The following is a 1,850-nucleotide window of genomic DNA, read 5'->3' as shown; positions in this document are numbered from 1 at the left end:
GATGAACCGATGAACCGATGAACCGATGAACCGATGAACCGATGAACCGATGAACCGATGAACCGATGAACCGATGATACGCCAGACCCACCCAGACTGCAAGTAACAGTTTGAATTTATTGCGGATATCGGCGATTTTTGGTCGAACATTTAGCGGCCAATCAATTCATCTTTGGCCCAACCTTAGAACCAGGTTGCTGTATTCTGGAAATTCCCAAATCCTATATTTAGATAGACATTGGCTATGGTGATGCTTACGCCTGTCTGACTGTCATTTTGCCAACACCGCCTAACCAGATTTCGACTGGACGACACAGGCCGGATTGAGCATAGCTGTCCTGACCCCATGCCTTCGGGGCTGTTTCAGTAGGAGCGCAAAACCCGCCCGATAAGCCAGAGACAGAGATGGACACATTCACCCCAGCCCAGATTGCTGACCTGCCGCGCCCGGAGCTGTGCGACCTATGGCGCCGCTAATGCAAAGCACCCCCCCCGTAGATCAGTAAGCGTCAGGTCAGGCCGCTGGCTTCCGACGGCGTGAGCTGCGCCAAGTATTCGCGACGATGATGGTGCTTATGGGAGCGGCCAAAAACTCGTCAGCCTCGATCGCTTCGATATCATAGGGTTCCAAGGCCTCTTTGGGAAAGTCTCGCATGTTTTCGGTCACAATATGCTGAGCGTCACATTGGATTGCCGCAGAGAGAACATGCAGATCGCCGGTATCAGGAAGCGACAATCCTTCGCAAAAATGTTCGTATCCAGAGTTTCCAGTGAATTGCGCATACGCAATTGATTGAGTCGCGCAAACAATAGGATTCGTCTATTCAAAAATAGAAATCCAGTATTTTCCAAAAATAGCAAACCAGACCAAATATTGCCAATATGTTTCAAGAAACAATAAATGAAAAAATGTATCCGGGCTCTCAATGACTTTGCCACTGCCTCCAGCCTCGTTGCGGATGAACTCAGCCACCCAGCGCGACGATGACATTTATCTCTGTAGCGCTGAGAACCTTCTTCGGGCGATCAATCACGTGATAGCGTTGGGTAGCTTTGCCCGTGATCGGCCCGCGAAGCTGGATCTTCAAGATATGGCTATCTTGGACTTCGGCTGCGGGACTTGCCGCCTGCTCCACGGTCTGGATGCTGCTGACGAGCTGCCAAAGAGCTACGTCGGAATCGATGTGCAAGAGCTGCAAATCACGTGGGCGAGGGAAATTATCGCGCCGCTCGGGAACTACCAATTCCAGCGCATCGACGCCCAGAACGATCGTTACAATCCCCTAGGAGGGGCTTCGTCCTATGGGCAGATCGCCGACGAGCATCTTGGAGCAGACTTGGTGATCGCGCGATCTGTTCTGACGCACATGAAACCTAAAGAAGCACGGGAGACACTGCGGGAGTTGCGCCGGGCCGTCAACGATAGCGGTCAGGTCTACTTAACGGTCAACGTGTCTCAGAATGGTCCTCGCTGGGCCGACCTTCGCAAGCAGGAGCCGAGCGCGGGCAAACTGCTAAAGACCGAGTTCCGCAAAGCGGTTTTTGAGCGAATGCTCGACCGTTGCGGGTTCGAAGTTGCGGCCTATGTGGCAAGCATCGAGAACCAGTGCGTCTACCTTCTGTCGCCGAAGTAGAGGCAGACACCGAGAACCGTGAAGTCAAATGCTCCAGAATTTGTCCGACCTCAAAGTCTCGGGACAGTCAGGCCAAGTAAAGGACCAGCTGTTGGCTGACCCCGAAGTGGCTAGAAAATTTGCCCCTGCGGCTCAGAAGCTGTGACTGAGGGCAAATCCAAAGTAGGGATTTTGATCACCGCCCCGTGCTCGATATCCCGCGTTAAACAAAATATC

2 protein-coding genes are annotated in these 1,850 nt (G+C 52.6%); one reads left to right on the top strand and one right to left on the bottom strand.

The genetic code is table 11. The annotated features are described in order from the left end of the window. Positions 1-514: 514 nt before the first annotated feature. Positions 515-736, bottom strand: coding sequence for a hypothetical protein (locus ACR0BU_RS24645; RefSeq protein ID WP_480739288.1), 222 nt, complete (start codon positions 734-736; stop codon positions 515-517). 190 nt (positions 737-926) lie between these two features. Here ACR0BU_RS24645 and ACR0BU_RS24640 point away from each other — a divergent pair, with 190 nt between their 5' ends. After that, a complete protein-coding gene (locus tag ACR0BU_RS24640; RefSeq protein WP_299085875.1) occupies positions 927-1,634 on the top strand; it encodes a class I SAM-dependent methyltransferase in 708 nt (235 codons plus the stop codon). Positions 1,635-1,850: the final 216 nt, after the last annotated feature.

Source organism: Ruegeria sp. CK2 (genome assembly GCF_056536585.1).
Note: the sequence above shows the minus strand (reverse complement) of the source record. Positions and strands in the feature narration are given on the sequence as shown.

Excerpts from the sequence above, each read along its gene's own strand:
- ACR0BU_RS24640 (WP_299085875.1), top strand. The coding sequence starts at position 927 with ATGACTTTGCCACTGCCTCCAGCCTCGTTGCGGATGAACTCAGCCACC.